This is a genomic window from Acinetobacter sp. ANC 3929 (genome assembly GCF_000369405.1).
Taxonomy (GTDB): Bacteria; Pseudomonadota; Gammaproteobacteria; order Pseudomonadales; family Moraxellaceae; genus Acinetobacter.
Window position 1 is genome coordinate 476822 of record NZ_KB850000.1, and the last position, 18449, is coordinate 495270.

The window sequence follows — 18449 nt, forward strand, 5'->3', positions numbered from 1 at the left end:
TGGCGCTCATCAATTTTGCCAATATCTTTTAAACATTTAAGTCTTAAACATCTTTACATGAAATAAAATTATCAATCATAAAAATTGTTGGACAAAAGAGTCACCGAATGTTCAACAATTAAATTGCTTTTCTAAAGACTAGAATTTTGGTTGTAGATATTAATAGCACATCACCATGTTGGTTCAAAGCTTGTGTCACGTAGCTGACGATACCGCGATCATTTTTTGTTTTAGAGGGCACAATTGCAGTAATTTCAACTTCGACATGAATTTTATCGCCAACACGGGTTGGGCGTGGCCAACGTAAACTTGACTCGGTACCTAATAGTCCACCTGCTACTGGAAAGCATTCAGTCCATAGACGCATAGTGACTGCGGAGGTATGCCAGCCACTGGCGGCTAAACCTTGAAAAATGGGGTGTTGTTCCGCAGCTTGTTCATCCAAATGGAAAGGTTGGGGATCATATTGGCCGGCAAATTGTTTCACTTCTTCAAGTGTCATTTCATATTCACGGCTGCTAAAGCGATCACCAATATTTAAGTCTTCTAAATACAACATTATTCTGTGTCCTGAGTCACTCGCTGTTCAACTAAAAAACCACCTGTTTGGCGTTTCCATAATTGTGCATACAAGCCATCATTGGCAATCAATTCCTCATGTGTTCCTTGCTCAGCAATTCGACCTTGATCAAGGACAATAAGGCGATCCATTTGAGCAATAGTAGATAAACGGTGCGCAATTGCAATGACCGTTTTGCCAACCATCAAGTCATTTAAACTACTTTGAATTGCGGCTTCGACTTCGGAATCAAGCGCACTGGTTGCTTCATCCAGAATCAGAATTGGAGCGTCTTTTAGGAAAACACGTGATATCGCAATACGTTGACGCTGTCCACCAGAAAGTTTTACACCGCGTTCACCGACATAAGCATCATAACCAACACGACCTTTTTGGTCTGTGAGTTGTGGAATAAACTCTTCTGCTCTTGCTTTTTTAACCGCAAGCTGGACTTCGGCTTCAGTCGCATTTGGGCGACCATATTTAATATTTTCAGCAACAGTACGGTGTAATAAAGAGGTATCTTGCGTTACTAAAGCAATATTGGCGCATAAGCTATCTTGAGTAACATCATGAATATTTTGGCCATCAATCAAAATACGACCTTGGTTGATATCGTAAAAATGAAGTAGTAATTGGATCAGTGTCGATTTACCCGCACCAGAACGCCCAACAACGCCAATTTTTTCACCAGGTTTGATGGTTAAGTTAAAATGTTCAATGACATTTTTTTTGTTATAAGCAAAGCTAACGTCCTCAAATCGGATTTCACCATGCTGAACTTTTAATGTAGTCGCATCTTTCTTGTCTTGAATTTGGATCTGTTTACCTAAGGTGGTCATGCCATCCTGAATGGTACCGACATTTTCAAACAGCATGGTGACATGCCACATTAAAAACTCAGCCATACTATCGAGCTTCAGTACCATCGCCGTGGTAGCTGCAATCACGCCAATAGCAGCTTGGCCTTGTGTCCATAACCAAACTGAAGTACCAATGACACCAATATATAAAAATGCACTGAGTAAACGAATGCTGATTTCGTATTTGACCCCTAAACGCATTTGCTTATAAACCGTCACCATAAATTCTTGCATGGATTCTTTGGCATATTGACTTTCGCGGCCTGCATGCGCAAAGAGCTTTACGGTTTGGATATTGGTATATGCATCGGTAATACGGCCTGTCATAACAGCACGTGAATCCGCTTGTTTTTTAGAGATTTTACCTAAACGGGGGATAAAATAGCTGGCAATCACAATGAAAAAAACCAGCCACAACATTAAAGGAATAATCAGTACAGGAGAAATAGAGCCAAGTACAACACTAATCGTAATGAAGTAGATCAGTACATAAACCAGCATATCGCCTAAAATCATCCAGAATTCGCGTACAGCCAAAGCAGTTTGCATCACCTTGGCAGAAAGACGCCCTGCGAAGTCAGTATGGAAGAAGTCTAGGCTTTGTTGTAATAACAAATTATGAAAGCGCCAACGCATACGCATTGGGAAATTACTAAACAAAACTTGGTGTTTGACCACAGATTGCAGGCTGACAAAGAAAATATTGGCAAATAGGATGCTAATCAGGATGGTGAGGTTTTGCTGATTATTTTCTAAAAATGTACTTGGATGACTTTGTGTCAACCAATCGACCAATTTGCCTATATAAGAGAAAAATAGTGCTTCAAAGCTTGCAGCGGCTGCAGTACAAGCAATCAAAATAAACAGATAAGGACGGATGCCTTTGGTTGCTTGCCAAACGAAAGCAAAAAAAGTTGTTGGTAATGGTTTGTTTAAGTCTTTCGTTGGATAGGGATCAACTAATTTTTCAAACCATTGCAGCATGCCGCATTTCCTCTAATTATACAGTACGATTCAGCTCACCACTGTAGGATATCAGAAAACTTGCCAGAAGATGGCAAAAGAAAATAAATGATGCGTATCAAGATTATTGTAGAAAGAGTGTTTTAATTTAAAGCAGAGCGAATCTTTTTGGGATATTAATAATAAACAACGAATAGGTTTAAAATAATAAAGTGAACTATAGGAAGGCGTATAAGTAGCTTAATTTTATGATTGAATGGAATTTCAAAGTTTTAATTTGAAATATCAAGATGATCTTATTTTTGTTTAGACTGTCTTAATATATTATTTTTTAAATCTTAATTAAACTGTGGGTCGGATTTTATGCGTGACGATGATATAATAGATGAAAATTAATATATAGAAACGGTGATGAGAATAATAGTTACAGCTATATTTATGCTTTTTTTAAGTATAAGTCATGCAGGAAGTATGAATAATTTTGGAGAAAATTACCTCAATTTGTCGGATGCATATTTCAAATCTTTAGATGATCAAATCCAGTTTGAATATCGCTTAAAAGGCAAGGAAAAATCGAATCTTGAGCTATTAGAGGCAAAGCAAAAAGAGTGTTTGGTTGAAAAGAGCAAAATAAATTTGCATCAACTCATTATTGATCGTTATTCAGCTTATCAGCGTTATATGCAAGACATAGATGAAATCATTCAGACAAAAAATGAATTTAAGCTTAATCAAAATGCCGCCCAGAAACATTATCTTGCGCTCAAAAATGAGTTAACGCAAACTCAGTTTTCATGTTGATTGACAGTAGATTGGGCAGGTTTTTCGAGACGTTTTGATTTATACCAAGCTTTTAGACCCAAAACTGTCAATAACGCAATACATCCTTAAACGTGTTAAGGATGTGGATGTGAGTTACAGTATGTTTTCAATCGTCTAGCAAGTTATGACTAACTGTTGAAGACTAGCTTAATACAGTTGTCTTTGCAGAGTTTTGCGTCATTTGTTTAAAATACTGTACTGCTGGTGAACGAGCCATATAAGCCAATGCTTGTTCAGTATCTCCTTCATGGATCGGATTAAATTTCGGAGAAGTCCAGCGTAATGTTGCTTTCCACAAATATTTGATTGTTGGTAGATTATCGGTTTGCGTCGCCGTCTTTTCAAATTCACGGATAAAGCTAAAGAATCCACGACGCATCAATTTTTGAATATCTTTATGTTCCAGATCTTGTTGCCCAAGGCTTCGTGCAAAATCAGCAAGGAAGAAAATAAATAAAGGGAAAACACCCATCATAATCACTTGTCGGGAGACATAAAAACCAAGTTTATTGGTGAGTAAGTGTTCAAATAAATCATAAGCCACACAACGATGCTCAACTTCCTCGGCAAGATGCCAGCGGAATAAATCGGTCATCGCAGGATCAGCTTTGTCCCAAGACTTGCTATCGAGCGTCCATTGCCCGATCGTGCCAGTAAAGTGTTCAATTGCTGCAATAACGCCAACACGAAACAGTAACCAATACTCATCAAGTTTTTCGCCTTTTAAGAAGGGCAAACCCAATGGCTTATCACCTAAAAGAATATTGAAAATAAGGTGAGCGCGATTTAGTGGATCTTGTATGTCGTAGCCATTTTCTCTTAGAAAGTCTTGTGCTTTTTCGTGTGCACGCGCGTGGGCTGCTTCTTGGCGAATAAATCCGATCACTTCTTGTTTTAATGTTTCATCAGTGACATAAGGCACTGCTTTATTAAAAACGCGGCAGAACCAAAATTCACCAGCAGGCAATAACATATTGATGCCATTGGCAATGTGGGAACATAGAGGATCATCAGGCATCCAACAAACAGAAGAGTCGGAAAAATCGAAATATACCTTTCTTGCTTTTAGCTGATGATTTTCTGTGATCATACCTGTCACCCAATATAAAATTACGAATGAATTTGAATACGTAATTTTTAGCATTGAGTAAAATTGTTCACCATGTGCTTATAGGACAAAAATAAAGTTTCAATCGTTTTTAAGGATAAAACATCGTAGTTTTGGCTTGATTGAAGTCTAAAAATCAGACATAAAAAAAGCTACATCCTTTGAAGATATAGCTTTTATAAGCTTAATCAAGCAGTCATTGCTATGATTGCTGATCTTGAATGCAGTAAGAGTAAGAGTAAGAGTAAGAGTAAGAGTAAGAGTAACGTCATTCTGATCATTTCTGAGTGTTTAAATTTTAGAATTCATCAGAAATTACATTTCGTAGCTTAAGTCATGTAAAGCACTCTACAATAAAAACAGAAAATAAATCGTTTATCTTAAGAAAGTAAATATATTGATTTGCTTAATTTTATTATTGGTTGTTCAGGTTACTTAAATGAATAAAAAGCATATTATTTTGTCTTTACTTATCGGTCTGGTTATTGGTGGTTTGATCGGTTCATTTGGTTATTCAAAAACTGCGGCACGTTATGATGCAATGACAACTGCTTGTGTCATGATGAATCAAGCGGTTGAAAATGAATTGTTGACGGCAGAGCAAGTCAAACAATTAGGTACATTGACTGGTCAAAGTCTTAAGAAGGATTATCAATCCGTTGCTTCAAAGTTCAAATTTTCTGAAAAACAGTTGGCAAATGCTTCTGAAGGTTCAAACTGTAGCCAGTTTATCGTTGGTGTAAACGAAGCCAAATAATTTTGGTTTTTAAAGCAAAGCTCACTTCATGTTGGGCTTTTTTGACTTTAGAAAGATATAAGTTGCTTTTATAGTGCAATAGAAAAAGAAAATGCTGTAACTCATGGAGTAGGCGTATACTGTTTATACATATTAGAATCATAAGGAGCCAAAAAAATGCTTGTTAAATTCGCAGTTCGATTCATGGGTGTTTTATTCGCAGTACTGGCGCTGGTCGCTCTTGTGATTCATTTCTTTTTTTCCAGTAAGTTAACCACGGATTTATGGATTATCATGGTTCCTATTATTCTTGGTGTTCCAATGCTCACTTCGGTCATTGTTGCAAAAGATGATGAATTAAGCGTCCAATAAGATTTATGTTTAATTGTATAAAAGCTTGTCAAATGATGGGCTTTTAATTTTTTTGTGGTATAAAAATAATTCAAATAATAAAGGGGCATACGGTGGTTGTTTCTCAAATTATTCAAAATTTAGATCGTGAATATGAATTGTTCATAAACTCTCAAAGTTATCAGTCCTATAAGAACAGTGACTTACAAATCAAAGCATTATTTTTAAGAAATGCATTAAAATCGATTAAATATCCACACACTCATTTGGTCCCTTTAGGAGGTGGTATGTATAAGTTATTGAACTTTGATAATTTTGAACTGGATATTAACTTATTTAACACACCTCAATTTAGCAATAAAATAGCTTTTATTGACTGGATATCTAAACGCTTATACAAAGAGATTCATCGCTAAAATTTAGGATCAATATTCTTCTTCTAAGCTAATTTCGATGATCAAAAAGCTCATTGTGATTGCTTTTGAGTGTTTAATCATCGAATTCAGGTAGTCATCTATAAGTGAATAAAAAATAAGATATCTTTCTACATAATAGAATGGGTACTTATTTATCTTATTAGATCTGTATAATGATACATTTTGAATAATGAAAAATTTCTTTAAAAACAATTCATCGATTTTAGTTCTCATCATAATTATTGTGGGTGGATTTTTTTATGCGCTTAAAGTGGATAGTCGTATTCTTATTCCCCGAATAGGCCAAACTGATTTGCAATGTGCTGGTGTAGCTGTACCAAGCGAAATTCAATACAGTGAGGGTGATCTTTTTTGCTCATGTATCCGATTAAGTAATCATCAGACGATAAAAGAACGATATGAGTATTGTGTGAATAAATTCGCGAAAAATACCAATTGATTTACCAGATATCGGTTTCTCGCTTTTATTCATAGTCTTTCAACAAAAATGATTTTTAAAAAATTAAAAATAAATTATTCTCTAAGCTCTTCAATTCAAATAAAAATAGGCATTAGGATGAAAAAAATACTTGTTGGGGTGATGGGGCTAACTGTATCTCTTATGGGTACTAATGGGTGGGCAGATACACCTTTACAAGTCAATTACGGGACGCCGCAAGAGCTTGGAGAGCGCACAGTCCAACCCATAGAGCAAGATTATCTTAGTGAAACCAATAGCGGCATCAAGACCTCTATATTTGCAGAATATTATGGATCTCGATTGCAGTCCGATGAGATTGATGGTCATGAGAAATTAAATGGCATTGGTACAGGCATTACATTTACTGCATTGGATACTTTAAGTACGACGTTTGCTCTGAACTACCAAAAAAATTCAGATTGGAAAAGTACTGAAATTAATGTGAAAGGTGGCTATAGATTTTATGATCATACCAATACTTATGCGAATGCAAGTATTGGTATTGGTTATGCATGGCTTGATGCAGATAACTATGATACCAAGCTGCGTTATGTCACCTTACCGATTGATTTTGAATTAGGTCACTATATTCAAAAAGACATCGCTGGTTATGTAGGGCTAGGTTATAAATGGTTGTACATCGAAAACTTTGATGATGTATGTACTGGTTATTTCTGTGAGAGTACTGCATCTGATGTGTTAGATCTGGATGGAATTACTTATAAAGTGGGTATCCGTTACAATTTCTAAGCATCCGTTTTTACAACAAAAAGCTCGTCACTAGATGAGCTTTTTTTGATCTTATAAATTTTGCTTTTACATAATGTCGAAATAAGTGCGTTCTTTTTAATCAATCCTTACTCATGCAAACAGTGAAAAATTCCTGATCGCTTAAGATAAAGATTCAATGATGAATGAGAGCATTTTTAAAATGACAAATACTTTTGAATATAAACAAAAAAATTTAAACACAACTCCCGCTGTAAATATCCAAACATCAATGATTAATCGTTTTAGTCCAAAGTACTGGCGCATTGATGGCCCACAAACCATGTCTTTTGCCATTACCAATTATGGGAATGGCTTTGAAGCATCCTTCCGCTCACGTACTACAACCGATCTTGCAGGGATTATCTGGGATTCAAATGATGCGAAAGACCATAAATTTTTGGCTTATGAAACCAAATATGATTACAGCGGTGTGATTTGGGACTTCGATATTGAACTGTCAGCATCTATGCCAATGTTAAATAATCCAACCTTAACACCAACATTGACGGTGCAATATAAAGCCAATGGTGAGGACAAGGTTGCTTACATTGTCCTGTTCAATTATGCAAATCAGCCTGCGTCTCGCACGGCGCATATTCATATCAATTGGAATATGGTCAAGGCAGGCTTTTCAGCAACTGATTCTTTTCCTGTCACCAATATTCAGCGAATTTCTTTCTCTGGATTTACCTCGAACTACAATGCTCACTCGACGCAACCATTCGCCCAAGCAGAAGATGGTTATATCCGTATCACCAACTCTGTAACTACGGGACCAAATGCCAAACTTACGCTCAAGCGGGTTTCTGTACCGCAACATGACTACGGGATCTGTACCAGCTACGATGATCATTATGATCTAAACCCACAGCGCTTGGTCGATAATATGCAGGCTTTGGGCTATCACGGTTTGATCAATCATTATTGTGGCATGTCGAAATATCCTGAAATGTCTTGGAACAGCAGTATTAATAAATGGCAAATACCAGACACATTGGTGAATAACCAAGCTGTTGTGAATCCATGTACCCGTAAATGGCACGAGCGCTTCGCGCAGGCATTACAAAGCGCAGGGATGCAGCCCGTATTTGGTGTGAGTTTTGAAATGTACTCATTAGCTGCAAATGAGTTTTGGGCACAACGTGATTGGAATAGTAATTTAGGTCGTACAGGCTATGAACCCCCTAGTTATTTTTTCAGTCCTTGTGACCAAAATGCTTTGGCATATCTACATAAAGCATTTATCGAGTTTGCAGATACGATGGTCACAGGAGGGTGTCCCGTTAATATGCAGATTGGTGAGCCATGGTGGTGGTACAACCAAGGTACAGATTTACCTTGTGTCTATGATTTTCCTACCAAACTGGCATTTAATGCAGACACAGGTTTATATGCACCAGATTTGGGAACGATCTATGATGCTGTCCATAAAACAGGCACACCATATGACGAGTTTAAGGCTTGGTTACGCAACAAACTTGGGCAGACATGTCGAGATATTCGTACAGTAGTTAAAACCAAATACCCAACGGCCAAAGTGTGTCCATTGATTTTCTTCCCCACAATTCGTACACCTATTGAAACCTTGGCGACAGATATCAATTATCCAAGTGAGCACTATAGTTATCCAAATTTTGATTACATTATGACGGAAGCCTATGACTGGATTTTGGAAGCCCGTTTAGGTTTAGCTCATCAAGCTGTTGCAGAGATTCCAACACAAGATTTGAACTACCCAACTGATAAAGTGGCTTATTTGGCAGGATTTGTTCCTGATTCCTCAATTGCACACCTCTATGGATTTGATAAGACCAAGCCTTATCGAACACCGATCTGGCAGCGTGTGTTTGGAGATATGAAGAACAATCATCCTTTAGGATTGATGAAGCAGTTTATTTGGGCCTATCCGCAAGTGATGCAGGATTCTGTGACCATCGATACAGTTCAGGCACCCAATGGATTCTTTGTTGAAAATACACTATATACGCCGATTAGTGATGATACGCCTTATCCGCCTGAAATTTACCTATAAGTAATATCCAGAGCAGAAGTGGTTTTAAAATTAAAGCCACTTCTTTTCTCATCATTTATTCATTTTTTAAAAACTATCATCTGAGAACGGTGTGGATATTGGAGCGGTATCCATGAGGATTTTACTTGAGTATCTACGGTTAAATTTTTATTACCCAACAGGTACAAAAGATATCTACGGTGTCTGTCTTTAATGATAAATTAGAGCAAATGACCCGCAATGGCGGATTTTTATGAATTTATCGTATGCAGCATTGTTATGAAAATCAAAATTCTATCTCTCGGCTTAATCTCAATTTTATTTGTTGGTTGTAATAAGCAACCAGAAGTTAAAACTGAGCAGGCACAAGAAAGTTTTGAAGTTGTGGACAACAAGATTTCCGAGTACATGGACATTTTGGACAACCCAGATACACCAAAACAAGAACAAACACGCGTACTTTGCAAAGATTACCCAAATCTGTATGAATCAAAATATATTCCTGCGTTGCTAAAACTTGCACCCAAGGACTATAGCAAAGAGAAGCTAATGTCTGACTTGAAAGTATCGACGGATTATTATGCTGAAAAACTGGATATTGTTTGTAAATAGTGATGTGTAGAGAGGGGATTTTTCCTCTCTTACTTTTAAAGAGCAGGCATTTTATAAAAATTTGGGGTCGATAGTTATCTTCATATCATTATTTTTTAAATAAGAATTAATCTCATTTTATAACTTACGATGCGAATATCTGCTGCTGGTAAATGCATTGATCTAAAATAATATTATAAAGGGAGTGTTTTATGGTAAAGCCAATCATATTGATTACAATCCCTCAGCAATAGAAATCGTATTAGAAGGTAACGCATCAATTATCATGGATAGCTCAAGTATTTCAGGTGAAACACTAGATATAATTTAACTGTAGGTGATGTCTAGGCTCGTGGTCGTTCGGATAAACGCGCTCAGATCATTATTCCACCTCAGAAAAAGGTAGAGATGAAGCCCCTAAAAATCAGTAGGTAAACTTTAGTGCGAATAGAAGAATGTCCTAAAGGTTGTTGTGCTGAGTGGTGTTGTGTTTTTTTTATACAATAGATACAGGAAAATTATCTCTGCGCCAAAATCTGTCGTTTAGTTGGTGTTGTGACCTTGAAAAACTGGAATTAGAACATATTATAATTTTTTCTTATTCTGATATTACAGGCGGAATACGGTGAACGAAGAAATTTTGTTACCAGCTTCAAAAGCAACTGCAATTTCCAACGCGAATGTTAAAAAGTTAACTGTAGATAAAATTCTCTCAAAGATTTCCAGTACGATCAAATTAAGGGCCAATGATGGCGACCGAGATGCCTTGCAACAATTTTCAAAACATGAGGTAAGTAGCGAAGACGCGGATATTGTTGTAACGGAATTGAAGGAAGCAGGTTATAGAGTTTTCTTAAATCCTAATTTTACCAATACCAATATTCAATTCCAGCTCGAGTGGGATTGAGTTAAAAAGTGTTGTGGAAAGCCCCAAATCTCATGGGGCTTTTTATTGTGTGCCCAAAATGTTGCGCTTCGAAAATTGAATTGGCTTGAAGCTAAAAAAATCCCTAAATGTTTAATAAAGTTGCCTATAATGTTGTAAAACACAATTCGGGCAAAAAATGAGCTTAAAAGGACTCTTTTTTATCATACTGGGAATAGTATTGGCTTTTGTGAGCTACTTATATTGGGATTATAAAAAGACAGGAGGCTATGCGAAGAATAGTGATGGTTATTATGGTTATTCTTTTCCTTTAGACAATGGATTAAACAACCCTGCGGATTGTGAACTTGCAAATACAGAAAACCCAGAACAGCCACTAGTATCAAAAGAATGGATGGAAGGTTGTCGGAAGTATTTTGAGATAAATTAAAAAGCACCCGAAGGTGCTTTTTTAGTTTTTAATTTAAGCCTTGGTCTCTTGCTCTGTCGTAAGCAATTGAAAATCATGACCAGATGGGGCTTGGTAAATTCGCAGACCAAATTCAGGAATGATCGCAATTAAATGATCAAAAATATCAGATTGGATTGCTTCATAAGACGCCCACGCAATGGTATTGGTAAATGCATAGATTTCTAAAGGCAAGCCTTCACTGGTTGGCTGCATTTGACGTACTAAAATAGTTTGGTTTTGGGCGATACCTTGATGCTGACGCAAGTAAAACTCAACATAGGCGCGGAATGTCCCGAGATTGGTTAAACGACGTTGGTTATATTGAGATTGATTGCTCAAGTGATTATTGAACTCTTCAATTTCAGATTTTTTTGCATCGAGGTACTGATCGAGTAGCAAGAAATCTTTTAGTTTTTGCTGCTCCGCATCACTCATAAAGTGAACACTGCTTTGATCGAGAAACAGTGAACGTTTAATGCGACGACAACCAGATTCACTCATCCCACGCCAGTTTCTAAAAGTGTCCGTCACCAGTTTATTGGTTGGAATGGTGGTAAAGGTCTTATCAAAGTTCTGTACGGTCACTGTATGTAATGACATATCAATGACATCGCCGTCTGCATTTAATGATGGCATTTCAATCCAGTCACCAATACGAACCATATCATAAGAAGCAATTTGCACACTGGCAACTAAAGAAAGAATGGTATTTTGGAACACCAACATCAACACAGCAGCCATTGCACCGAAGCCTGCAAGTAAAGTAAACACATCTTTTTTCAAGAAAGTGCCTAAAATCATTAGGCCACAGACCACAAATAAGATGAGTTTAACAAGTTGCAGATAGCCCTTAATCGGTTTGTTTCTGGATTTAGGATTACGTTGATAGACTAAATTAAAGATGTTCAATGCTTCACTGACAGTGAGTGCAAGCGTCAGGAAGATAAAGGCTTGTGCACCCATTTGTACGAAGCTAATGAACTTTTCTGGCAAATGTGGAACAGTCACAATACCATTCATAATTACGAGAGCAGGAACAATATTGGCAAAGCGGCGAGTAACACTATGCTGTGCAAAAATTGCTTGGTTTGGTGATTTAAATTTTGTAATTAAGTGGCGGATACCACGGACAATAATTCTTTTAGCTATAAAGTTTGCAAGTGCTGCAAACAAAATCAAAACTGCTAATGCAAGCGTTGTTTCTAGCCATGGGTAATGGCCGAGCTCGCTACGCATATAATTTAAATAATCCAAACCCAAAACACCTTATAAATTCTTAAAGTGAGAATTGTAAGGTGTATTATAGGTTTATATAAGTTTGATCACAGTTTACATACGATTTGTAATGGCATTTTTACATAAGCCTGAAGTGATTTACCACATCAAATCATCTGGAATAACATATGCTGCATATGGATCTTCTTCATCTGTGGTTTGATCATTTTTCTCGGTATTGTTATTCACTAAGATGAAACCCTGCATTTTCTGATCAATTTTTTCAGCAAGTGCCTTAGGTAGATAAGCATAGCTTTCTTGATCTTTGGCAACCACCAATGAGCCAGAAACAAGTGCATTATAAACTTGCTGTGAAAGGTAGACCTTTTTGATTTTACCTTCATCAATAAATTGATAGGTGATGTCACCTTCAATTTCTTTCACTTTATGGTGTTTGATCATTTGAATGATAGATGCTTTTAACGCTTTTTCTTCTAAGATGTTTTGCTTTTCTAAATTCAATGCTTGGTCTTTGGCTAACTTTTCTTGCTTGGCACGATCAATTTCAGCTTTCAATGCCGCATCATCATTTTGTCCTGTGCGTTGCCCATGCTGTGCTTGCTTGGTTAATTTCTTTGCTTTCTTATTATCAACCAAACCCGCTTTTAACAACTGAGCTTGCAATGCATTTTTAACCATAATTCAATCCAAATTTGAGTTTGATGAAGAACGAAAATAGAAAATCCAGTAGGCCATACTCATTGCCAGACTTAAGCCGGCAGGAATGAGAAAGGTCTGTAATTTTAAATAAGGATAAAGCACACTCGCAATGAGTCCACCGCATAAAAAACCCATAAAAATGAGTAGATGCAGAAAAATACGACGTTTTTCTACTTTTAGACCGCGTGCTTTATAGCCCAATGCTAAACCTATATCAGTGAGGACGCCAGATAAGTGCGTGGTACGAATAATAGCGCCTTTGTAATGGCTCACCATGGCATTTTGTACCCCCATGGCAACACAAGCCCACAATAAGCCATATCGCGGAAAATAGGGAAGTAACAACCAAGTGAGGAATAAAAAGATCGCAACTAAGCTCAATGGAAGGCCATAGTGTCGACCAAAGGCAATATTGCCGTTGCCAAGTATCAAGCCGCTATAAAAAGAGCCTATGACAAAGCAAATGACAACCAGACTTAGATAGATAAAATGCTCAGGCTGCCATTCCAGTAAACTCATTGCGAGCATACTGACATTGCCTGTCATATGAGAAACAGATTGATGTAGGAGTGTAAATAAGCCCAAAACGTTTACCATTCCTGCATTCAGTGCAAGTAAGAAAGCACCAAGTTGAATCCAGTTAGGTAAACGTTGAAGTGGCATATTAACCTATGATTTTGAACGGTCTCTGAAATCAACTGCAGCGGTAAATAACACATCGGTTGATGAGTTTAATGCCGTTTCTGTTGAATCTTGCAATACACTGATAATCATACCAATCGCAACAATTTGCATTGATATCTCAGATGATATACCAAACAAGCTACAAGCAACAGGAATCAACAGCAAAGAACCACCAGCAACCCCTGATGCACCACAAGCAGAAACAGTGGCAACTACAGATAAAATGATCATGGTGCTTAAACCAACTGGAATACCTAAGGTATGTACAGCTGCCAGAGTCAGTACCGTAATCGTCACTGCTGCACCCGCCATGTTAATGGTTGCCCCAAGTGGGATAGATACACTTGCAGTCGCTTCATTGACACCCAAACGTTGTGCAAGGTCTAAATTGACCGGAATATTGGCTGCTGAACTACGCGTAAAGAAGGCTGTAATTCCACTTTCTTTTAAACAGGTGAAGACTAATGGATATGGATTCGCTTTCATCGTAATCGCGACTAGAATCGGATTGATGACAAGTGCAACAAATGCCATGGTGCCAATCAATACGAATAAGAGATGCGCATAGCTTTTTAATGTTGCCAAGCCTGCATCAGCAAAGGTCACTGCAACTAAGCCAAAAATACCAATAGGTGCGAAACCAATCACGGTATGAATGATTTTATTTACAGCATGAGCAACATCTGTCAAAACTTGCTTTGTATTGTCTGAACTATGACGTAAAGCCAATCCCAAACCAACGGCCCAAGCCAAAATACCAATGAAGTTTGCTTCACCAATTGCTTGTACTGGGTTTGCAATAAAACTTAAAAGTAGATTCTTTAAAATCTCTGCAAGACTGCCTGGTGCTTGAAGTCCAGTTTCTGCTGGTAAGTGCAAAAACAGTTGGCTTGGAAATAGGACACTTGCTGTTACGGCACTAAATGCGGCAAGTAGCATACCTACAACATATAATACAAGCACAGGTCTGATATTCGAGCTTTGACCGATCTGAAAATTTGCAATTGAAGATAGAACCAAAACAAAAACTAAAATCGGTGCAACAGACTTTAATGCTTTAATGAATAATTCACCCAATAAACTTAAGTAGGGTGTAAAGTTAGGAAAGAGAAGAGCTACTCCAATCCCTAGAAAAATAGCGATAATAATTTTGCTAACTAAACTCAATCGAGACAATACATTAAACATATAAAGGCCTTATAAACCAATGCACGGTTTAAGGTTAAACAAGGGCGGTATTCTATACCTAAGAACCGTGAATAATAAATTTTTTTTTGCAATTCAATTACTTTAAAAATAAAGAAAAAATTAACACAATGTTTTTTAAAAAAAATTAGGAAAACATGATACATCCTTTTGTATAAAAAAAATCCAATAAAAGCAGCTCATTCTACAAGCATTTCAGGGGAAAGTGTTTGTATTGCTTGATAATGTGATAAAAATATTTGTCCAGTTAGTTCGTTTATCAGTTGTGATTTAGATAGTCGATCCATCACGGGGTTCTTTATTTCAGACAAATGCATTTGGATATGGAGTTGTTTTAGTTCTTGATTAAGATCTTCTAACATCTCTAATGCACTTAGATCAATATTGCTGATACTGGAGCAATTGATCACCACATGTTGCAACAGAGGATTTTGACTGACCTCGGTAATCACATGGCCTTTTAGAACGTGTGCATTCAAAAAAGTCAGATTTTCATCAACACGAAAAGAAACCACAGTTGGTATTGTAATGACATTGTAATTTGATCTATTTCGAAAATGTTGAGTTCCTTCAATTAAACCAATGACCGCAATATGTGGTCGACTGATCCGCCAAAGCAATAAAATGAAAGTCAATACAATACCAATGATGAGTCCCGTTGAAATATCCAAACAGGTTACACCAAAGAATGTCACCCACATGGCTAGACCATCTGCTTTTGAATATTTCCATGTTTCAATAAAAGGTGTCAGCGTCACTAATTTCCAGATAGAAACAAAAATTGTCGCTGCGAGTACAGCCAAAGGCAGATTTTGGAAGAAGCCGGTAAAGTAGAGACTTACCATGATCATAAGTAAGGATGAAACTACACCCGACATTGGGGTTTTTGCACCTGCATCTGTATTTACTACAGTACGGGATAAACTCCCTGAAACTGGAAACCCTGAATTAATTCCCGCAGCAATATTGGCCAAACCCAATGCAATCAGTTCCTGATTACTGTTCAAATCATCCCGTTTCTGTAGCGCTGTGGCTTGAGCAATCGCTAAAGATTCCACAAAACTAATCATAGCGATCATAAAAGCGCTTGGTAATAATTGTTGAACTAGGTCAAGATTCCAAGTGGGGAAATTAAAACTTGGTAAACCTGTAGGAATGATACCAACGGTTTTGATGGCATTATAATCGTTACCTAAAAAGCTGATGACAGTGATAGACAACAAGACCAAGAGTAAAGGTAGTGTTTTATTCAGAAAATCCGAACTGATCAACTTTGGAAGCAGAAAAAGTATTAAAACAGAAATAAGTCCAAAGCTCATACCCGTAAGGCTAATCGAATGAAAATTTTGAGCGAAACTTATAATAAATTCAGGGATGTTACTTGCTTGAAGCGGGATATCGAGCAGGAATTTAAACTGCCCTAGAGCAATCAGTAAGGCTGAAGCAATAATAAAGCTTTGAATCACTGGATGGCTAATCAGTTGAATCAGAAAACCAAAACGGAATAGTCCTAAAAGTAGGGAAATAATACCGACCAACAGTGCTAATAAACAAGCTGCTTCAATATAGGCTGTCGAACCCACAGCAAATAAAGGATTGAGTGCTGCGAACACCATCATCGAGATAATGGCGACAGGTCCAATTGAAAGAGTAGTGCTGCTCCCCGTAAATGCATAGATAATCATAGGTAATATACTGGCGTATATCCCCATAATTGGTGGTAATCCAGCTAACATGGCATAAGCCATGCCTTGAGGTACGAGCATGGCCAATACGATAAAAGCTGCAATCAAGTCAGATTTGAAACTCGAAAGTTGATAATGACTTAACCATTTTCGTGCAGGAAATAGTTTGTCTAGATTGAGGGGGAACAGTTTCATGCAGAATAGTATAAATCATAAATTTGTATATATTATGCAGAAAAAATGCTAAAGAGGGTATGATTAAAATGGTTCCTGCAATATTATGCGTGTGGGCAATAATGCTCATATAGAGTATTCAAAACCACTTTTAATTTTGGATCCAAAATCGAGTAGAAAATTTGTTTTCCATCACGTCGGGTAGAAACAGCATGGCTCTTTCTCAACATCATCAATTGTTGAGACAACGTCGGTTGAAAAATTTGGGTCAACTCTTCAATTTGTGAAACATTAAGTTCTTGTTTAGCCAAATGACACAAAATAATTAAACGATCAGTATTCGCTAGAGACTTCAGTACATTGACAATTGTACCAGCAGACTCTCTCATTGCTTCGATTTCGAAATCCTTTTGCATGCATATACTCACTAGGTTACAGCCGTGGCTAGTATAAAGTCAGACAAAGAAAAAATTGTAGTAAAACTGAATAATTGCAATGGTTTTTAATGAAAATATATATCAGTAAAAGTGATAAAATACCATTTTATTGTGAATTATTTTGTCTTAATGTTGAATAGGGTGATTTTATTCACATTATTGGTGTTTTGGCAAAGTTTTATCTAGTGGTATCATCATCGCTGCTCAATTTAGATGCTTTATTGTTTAATAGTGCTAAACAATAAAATTAAGTAATTAATATATTTAATGAATATAAAAAAGTTGAAAAAAAGATTGCGCTTTAGAAGAAAGCATATATAATGAGATACAAGACAGAACGATCTGTCTGCATAAGAAGGATCGGAAGTGCGAAAGTACAACCGCCAGAGGGTAATAATATTTATTATTCTTTTTACACTCAGACGCAAGCGTGAGTCACAATAATAACTATAAATCACGCTTATTTTTTTTATCCAACTATATCCTAATTCTGTTTTAAAAAAATATCCCTTTATGTTTAAAGGGATATTTCGTATTTATGCAAGTGCTTTCTCGAAGTTAATTAAATGTTCAACACGTTTCCAATATTCACCCATCTCGACAGAGTGTCTGTTGACATGTGCTTGGATCGTCATACCATCCAAAATACTCACAATCAGAGTTGCGAGATGGGTTGGGCTACGAATATCAAGATTTTTAAGTAAATTTTCGATTAAAGCAGTTAACCAGATTTTATATTGGGTGGCTGGTTGTAATGTAGAAGGATAGATTTTGATGACTTCTTCTAATGCTTTCTGAAACATACAGCCGTTAAAATCTTCACTGTTAAACCAAGCAGCGTACCAACCAAAAATTGCTTTGAGTTTACCAAGATAATCATCTTCATCACACGTTGCCAAAGTTGCATTGAGTGAGGTTTGAAGATTAGTGTTACGTTGTATCAAGCATTCCTCAATTAACTTTTCCTTTGATGGAAAGTATTTGTAGAATGTCATTTTTGCAACACCAGATTCACTAATGATCCGATCAACACCAATTGAATTATAGCTATGCGAATTAAAAAGTCTTAATGCAGTGCTAATAATATCTTCTTTTTTTGACATACAACGCCTCGAGTTCGCCCATCGCCAAGAGCATCATGTTGCATTTCATTATGCAATTTTGGCAGGGATTTTACATGGTATTTTGAAAATATCATAGGGGAAATAATATTATTTATTTAAATGATTCTTCCAATCGCATTTTCAAGTGGGTGTTTTGAAAATGGGGTTCTATATCTATAGAAAATAACTATTAATCAAATCTTAAAATACGATAAA

General features: G+C 36.8%; 20 protein-coding genes. 10 read left to right on the plus strand and 10 right to left on the minus strand.

The window, feature by feature from the left end:
• Window positions 1-118 precede the first annotated feature (118 nt).
• Together F909_RS06190 and F909_RS06185 are read right to left on the minus strand one after the other, a co-directional pair.
• On the minus strand, window positions 119-559 hold the full coding sequence (locus F909_RS06190; RefSeq protein WP_005152412.1) for a MaoC family dehydratase: 441 nt from the start codon (window positions 557-559) through the stop codon (window positions 119-121).
• A complete protein-coding gene (locus tag F909_RS06185) occupies window positions 559-2406 on the minus strand; it encodes an ABC transporter ATP-binding protein (protein ID WP_005152414.1) in 1848 nt (615 codons plus the stop codon). Before F909_RS06185 ends, F909_RS06190 begins: the two co-directional genes overlap by 1 nt.
• A 417-nt stretch (window positions 2407-2823) precedes the next feature.
• Here F909_RS06185 and F909_RS06180 point away from each other — a divergent pair, with 417 nt between their 5' ends.
• On the plus strand, window positions 2824-3186 hold the full coding sequence (locus F909_RS06180; protein ID WP_005152418.1) for a hypothetical protein: 363 nt from the start codon (window positions 2824-2826) through the stop codon (window positions 3184-3186).
• A 163-nt stretch (window positions 3187-3349) separates the two neighbouring features.
• Here F909_RS06180 and F909_RS06175 read toward each other — a convergent pair whose 3' ends face one another.
• Window positions 3350-4297, minus strand: a complete 948-nt coding sequence (locus F909_RS06175; protein WP_032878053.1) for a metal-dependent hydrolase — start codon at window positions 4295-4297, stop codon at window positions 3350-3352.
• A gap of 457 nt (window positions 4298-4754) precedes the next feature.
• On the opposite strand from F909_RS06175, the gene F909_RS06170 reads away from it, so the two are divergent.
• The 9 genes from F909_RS06170 to F909_RS06130 all read left to right on the plus strand — a co-directional run bounded on the left by F909_RS06170 (window position 4755) and on the right by F909_RS06130 (window position 10988).
• A complete protein-coding gene (locus tag F909_RS06170; protein WP_005152425.1) occupies window positions 4755-5072 on the plus strand; it encodes a hypothetical protein in 318 nt (105 codons plus the stop codon).
• Window positions 5073-5228: 156 nt separating this feature from the next.
• Complete coding sequence (locus tag F909_RS06165) at window positions 5229-5423, plus strand: hypothetical protein (RefSeq protein WP_005152427.1); 195 nt, start codon at window positions 5229-5231, stop codon at window positions 5421-5423.
• A gap of 92 nt (window positions 5424-5515) precedes the next feature.
• The gene (locus F909_RS06160) at window positions 5516-5818 is read left to right on the plus strand and encodes a hypothetical protein (RefSeq protein WP_005152429.1); all 303 of its coding nucleotides are present in this window, start codon (window positions 5516-5518) and stop codon (window positions 5816-5818) included.
• A gap of 577 nt (window positions 5819-6395) precedes the next feature.
• The gene (locus tag F909_RS06150; RefSeq protein WP_005152434.1) at window positions 6396-7049 is read left to right on the plus strand and encodes a hypothetical protein; all 654 of its coding nucleotides are present in this window, start codon (window positions 6396-6398) and stop codon (window positions 7047-7049) included.
• A gap of 250 nt (window positions 7050-7299) precedes the next feature.
• On the plus strand, window positions 7300-9102 hold the full coding sequence (locus F909_RS06145; RefSeq protein ID WP_416202067.1) for a non-contractile tail sheath protein: 1803 nt from the start codon (window positions 7300-7302) through the stop codon (window positions 9100-9102).
• 258 nt (window positions 9103-9360) lie between these two features.
• Window positions 9361-9693, plus strand: coding sequence for a hypothetical protein (locus F909_RS06140; protein ID WP_032878191.1), 333 nt, complete (start codon window positions 9361-9363; stop codon window positions 9691-9693).
• Between the two features lie 184 nt (window positions 9694-9877).
• Window positions 9878-10003 (plus strand): LptA/OstA family protein, encoded by a 126-nt coding sequence (locus tag F909_RS21575; RefSeq protein WP_228129401.1) that lies wholly within the window; start codon window positions 9878-9880, stop codon window positions 10001-10003.
• Between the two features lie 294 nt (window positions 10004-10297).
• Complete coding sequence (locus F909_RS06135; RefSeq protein ID WP_005152440.1) at window positions 10298-10579, plus strand: hypothetical protein; 282 nt, start codon at window positions 10298-10300, stop codon at window positions 10577-10579.
• Window positions 10580-10736: 157 nt separating this feature from the next.
• Complete coding sequence (locus tag F909_RS06130) at window positions 10737-10988, plus strand: hypothetical protein (RefSeq protein WP_005152442.1); 252 nt, start codon at window positions 10737-10739, stop codon at window positions 10986-10988.
• A gap of 33 nt (window positions 10989-11021) precedes the next feature.
• On the opposite strand, the gene F909_RS06125 is transcribed toward F909_RS06130, so the two are convergent.
• The 7 genes from F909_RS06125 to F909_RS06095 all read right to left on the minus strand — a co-directional run bounded on the left by F909_RS06125 (window position 11022) and on the right by F909_RS06095 (window position 18233).
• Window positions 11022-12263, minus strand: coding sequence for a mechanosensitive ion channel family protein (locus F909_RS06125; protein WP_005152443.1), 1242 nt, complete (start codon window positions 12261-12263; stop codon window positions 11022-11024).
• Between the two features lie 120 nt (window positions 12264-12383).
• On the minus strand, window positions 12384-12923 hold the full coding sequence (locus F909_RS06120; RefSeq protein WP_005152444.1) for a DUF2058 domain-containing protein: 540 nt from the start codon (window positions 12921-12923) through the stop codon (window positions 12384-12386).
• A 3-nt stretch (window positions 12924-12926) separates the two neighbouring features.
• Entirely contained in the window at window positions 12927-13607 is a 681-nt protein-coding gene (locus F909_RS06115; protein WP_005152445.1) for a YoaK family protein, read from the minus strand.
• 6 nt (window positions 13608-13613) lie between these two features.
• A complete protein-coding gene (gene sstT, locus F909_RS06110; RefSeq protein WP_005152446.1) occupies window positions 13614-14816 on the minus strand; it encodes a serine/threonine transporter SstT in 1203 nt (400 codons plus the stop codon).
• 197 nt (window positions 14817-15013) lie between these two features.
• Window positions 15014-16714 carry a SulP family inorganic anion transporter gene (locus F909_RS06105; RefSeq protein WP_005152447.1) on the minus strand — a complete coding sequence of 567 codons (1701 nt, stop codon included), beginning with the start codon at window positions 16712-16714 and terminating at the stop codon, window positions 15014-15016.
• Window positions 16715-16797: 83 nt separating this feature from the next.
• Complete coding sequence (locus F909_RS06100) at window positions 16798-17109, minus strand: ArsR/SmtB family transcription factor (protein WP_005152449.1); 312 nt, start codon at window positions 17107-17109, stop codon at window positions 16798-16800.
• A 557-nt stretch (window positions 17110-17666) separates the two neighbouring features.
• Window positions 17667-18233: a TetR/AcrR family transcriptional regulator gene (locus tag F909_RS06095; protein ID WP_005152450.1), complete on the minus strand. Its 567-nt coding sequence runs from the start codon at window positions 18231-18233 to the stop codon at window positions 17667-17669.
• Window positions 18234-18449 lie beyond the last annotated feature (216 nt).

Excerpts from the sequence above, each read along its gene's own strand:
- F909_RS06190 (WP_005152412.1), bottom strand. The coding sequence starts at position 559 with ATGTTGTATTTAGAAGACTTAAATATTGGTGATCGCTTTAGCAGCCGT.
- F909_RS06185 (WP_005152414.1), bottom strand. The coding sequence starts at position 2,406 with ATGCTGCAATGGTTTGAAAAATTAGTTGATCCCTATCCAACGAAAGAC.
- F909_RS06180 (WP_005152418.1), top strand. The coding sequence starts at position 2,824 with ATGCTTTTTTTAAGTATAAGTCATGCAGGAAGTATGAATAATTTTGGA.
- F909_RS06175 (WP_032878053.1), bottom strand. The coding sequence starts at position 4,297 with ATGATCACAGAAAATCATCAGCTAAAAGCAAGAAAGGTATATTTCGAT.
- F909_RS06170 (WP_005152425.1), top strand. The coding sequence starts at position 4,755 with ATGAATAAAAAGCATATTATTTTGTCTTTACTTATCGGTCTGGTTATT.
- F909_RS06165 (WP_005152427.1), top strand. The coding sequence starts at position 5,229 with ATGCTTGTTAAATTCGCAGTTCGATTCATGGGTGTTTTATTCGCAGTA.
- F909_RS06150 (WP_005152434.1), top strand. The coding sequence starts at position 6,396 with ATGAAAAAAATACTTGTTGGGGTGATGGGGCTAACTGTATCTCTTATG.
- F909_RS06145 (WP_416202067.1), top strand. The coding sequence starts at position 7,300 with ATGATTAATCGTTTTAGTCCAAAGTACTGGCGCATTGATGGCCCACAA.
- F909_RS06140 (WP_032878191.1), top strand. The coding sequence starts at position 9,361 with ATGAAAATCAAAATTCTATCTCTCGGCTTAATCTCAATTTTATTTGTT.
- F909_RS06130 (WP_005152442.1), top strand. The coding sequence starts at position 10,737 with ATGAGCTTAAAAGGACTCTTTTTTATCATACTGGGAATAGTATTGGCT.
- F909_RS06120 (WP_005152444.1), bottom strand. The coding sequence starts at position 12,923 with ATGGTTAAAAATGCATTGCAAGCTCAGTTGTTAAAAGCGGGTTTGGTT.
- F909_RS06115 (WP_005152445.1), bottom strand. The coding sequence starts at position 13,607 with ATGCCACTTCAACGTTTACCTAACTGGATTCAACTTGGTGCTTTCTTA.
- sstT (WP_005152446.1), bottom strand. The coding sequence starts at position 14,816 with ATGTTTAATGTATTGTCTCGATTGAGTTTAGTTAGCAAAATTATTATC.
- F909_RS06105 (WP_005152447.1), bottom strand. The coding sequence starts at position 16,714 with ATGAAACTGTTCCCCCTCAATCTAGACAAACTATTTCCTGCACGAAAA.
- F909_RS06100 (WP_005152449.1), bottom strand. The coding sequence starts at position 17,109 with ATGCAAAAGGATTTCGAAATCGAAGCAATGAGAGAGTCTGCTGGTACA.
- F909_RS06095 (WP_005152450.1), bottom strand. The coding sequence starts at position 18,233 with ATGTCAAAAAAAGAAGATATTATTAGCACTGCATTAAGACTTTTTAAT.